Origin of the sequence: Roseomonas rosulenta (assembly GCF_016106005.1) — a bacterium.
GTDB classification, from domain to species: Bacteria; Pseudomonadota; Alphaproteobacteria; order Acetobacterales; family Acetobacteraceae; genus Neoroseomonas; species Neoroseomonas rosulenta.
In genome coordinates this window covers 1-2,578 of record NZ_JACADR010000427.1, presented here as the reverse complement: position 1 = coordinate 2,578, position 2,578 = coordinate 1, and the positions used below count along the sequence as shown (strand labels likewise).

Here is a 2,578-nt window from a genome sequence, read left to right as displayed (position 1 = left end):
TGGGCGGCGCCGGCGGCCCCGGCCGCCCCGCCGCTCGAGGTGGGGAGCCTGCGCGCCCGCCTTGCGGCCTCGCCGATGGCGTCGCTGCCCGCACCGCTGCCGATCCGGTCGCCGCGCTGACCTCGCGCGCCCTCGCGCCGGGCGATAGACTGCTGCTCGACACGGAGGAACCGCCATGACCGACGCCTGCATCGTGGGCTGGGCCCATTCCGCCTTCGGCAAGCGCGAGGACGCGCCCGATCTCGAGACGCTGATGGCCGGCGTCGCGCGCGCCGCCATCGAGGATGCCGGCATCGCGCCGGAGGAGATCGATGCCGGCTTCGTCGGCGTCTTCGGCGAAGGCTTCACGCCGCAGGGCTTCCCGGCCTCGCTGGTGCTGCAATCCGTGCCCGAGCTGCGCTTCAAGCCGATCACGCGCATGGAGAATGCCTGCGCGACGGGGTCGGCCGCGATCCATGCGGCGCGGGACTTCATCGCCGCCGGCCGCGGGCGGCTCGCGCTCGTGGTGGGCGCGGAGAAGATGACCTCGACCCCCGGGCCCAAGGTCGGCGACATCCTGCTGACCGCCTCCTATCGCAAGACCGAACAGGACATCGAGGGCGGCTTCGCCGGCGTCTTCGCCCGCATCGCCGAGGCGTATTTCCAGAAGCATGGCGACCAGTCCGATGCGCTGGCGGCGATTGCCGCCAAGAACCACCGCAACGGCGTGGACAATCCCTGGGCGCAGATGCGCAAGGATCTCGGCTACGCCTTCTGCCGCACCGAGAGCGAGAAGAACCCCTTTGTCGCGCGTCCGCTCAAGCGCACCGACTGCTCGCTGGTGAGCGACGGGGCGGCGGCGCTGGTGCTGGCCGATGCCGACACGGCCGCGGGCCTGGCCAAGGCGGTGCGCTTCCGCGCCGCGGTGCAGGTCAACGACTTCCTGCCGATCGCGGTGCGCGACATCACCCGCTTCGAGGGCGCGCGCGAAGCCTGGGCGCGCGCCTACGCGCAGGCCGGCATCGGCGTGGGCGACCTCTCCTTCGTCGAGACGCATGACTGCTTCACCATTGCCGAACTGATCGAATACGAGGCGATGGGCCTGGCTGCCGAGGGGCAGGGTGGGCGCGCCGCGCTGGAGGGCTGGACGGCGGCCGGCGGGCGGCTGCCGGTGAACCGTTCCGGCGGGCTGAAGTCGAAGGGCCACCCGATCGGCGCCACCGGCGTCTCGATGCATGTGCTGGCGGCGATGCAGCTGACCGGCGCGGCCGGGGCCATGCAGCTGCCCAGGGCGGAGCTGGGCGGCGTGTTCAACATGGGGGGCGCGGCGGTCGCGAACTACGTCTCGATCCTGGAGCGAGCCCGGTAGCATCCGCCGGGCGTGAATGCGCCGTGAAACCAGATACTTTGTGTTGATGGCCTCGATAATCGCGCTTTAGTTGAATTCCGGTCGGGCTGCCGTCCGCCGGTCTCGGCGAGGAGCGTGCGATGTCCGGAACCTGGTACGACACGAACGGCAATCCGCGCGACGTGAACGCCCCGACAGAGGGTGATGATTCCTGGGTCGGCACCGAGGGCCCCGACTTCAACCTCAACGACGACGGCGATCCCGTGCCGACGGTCTTCGCCGGTCTCGGCAATGACGTGCTGGTCGGCCTGGGCGGCGATGATCGGCTTGTCGGCAACGAGGATGACGACAGTCTTTTCGGCGGCGACGGCAACGACGAGCTGTCCGGCGGCTCGGGTGACGACTGGCTCGATGGCGGCGCCGACGACGACTTCATGGACGCCCAGCCGGGCAACGACACCATGATCGGCGGTGCGGGCAGCGACACGGTCGTCTTCAACGGCGCCCCCGGGGACTACAGCTGGGTTCAGGTCCCGGGCGGCTGGCGGGTCACCGACAACGTCACGCTCATCGGCAGCGACGACGGCAGCGACTTCGTCGCCGAGGATGTCGAATTCGTCCAATACAACAACGACGGCGGCGAACCCTCGACCATGCCCGTGCCATGCTTCGCCGCCGGCACCCGCATCATGACGTCGCGTGGCGAGGTGCCGGTGGAGGAACTGCGCGCGGGCGACCTGGTCGTGACGCTCGGGCTGCAGGGGTCCTGGCTGCGGCCGGTCCGCTGGGTCGGCCGGCGCAGCGTCGATTGTCGCCGCCATCCGCGCCCCATGGCGGTGCTGCCGGTGCGGATCCTGGCCGGCGCGCTCGGGGACGGCGCGCCCCATCGCGACCTCGTGGTCTCGCCCGACCATGCGCTTTATGTGGAGGGTGTCCTGGTGCCGGCCGCGGCGCTGCTCGATGGCGTCGGCATCCTGCGCGACGCGGCGGCGCGCAGGGTGCGCTACTTCCATGTGGAGCTCGACGCGCACGACGTGCTGCTGGCCGAGGGCGCGGCTGCGGAATCCTGGCTCGACTGCGACAACCGGGCGCAGTTCGAGAATGCCGGGCTCGTGGTGGCGCTGCATGCCGACTTCGCCCCGCCGGCGGGGCCCCCGCGGGGCTGCGCCGCGCGCGTCGAGGCGGGTGCTGCGCTCGAGCGGATCCGGCTGCGGCTTGCCGCGCGTCGGGCGCCTGCGCGGCGGCGGCGGC

2 protein-coding genes are annotated in these 2,578 nt (G+C 71.6%); both read left to right on the top strand.

Going from position 1 to position 2,578, the window contains the following annotated elements; genetic code table 11:
• Positions 1 to 175 precede the first annotated feature (175 nt).
• Positions 176 to 1,348, top strand: a complete 1,173-nt coding sequence (locus HW578_RS25340; protein WP_198373480.1) for an acetyl-CoA acetyltransferase — start codon at positions 176 to 178, stop codon at positions 1,346 to 1,348.
• 119 nt (positions 1,349 to 1,467) lie between these two features.
• A partial coding sequence (locus HW578_RS28330) for a Hint domain-containing protein (protein WP_198373479.1) occupies positions 1,468 to 2,578 on the top strand: 1,111 nt, incomplete at its 3' end.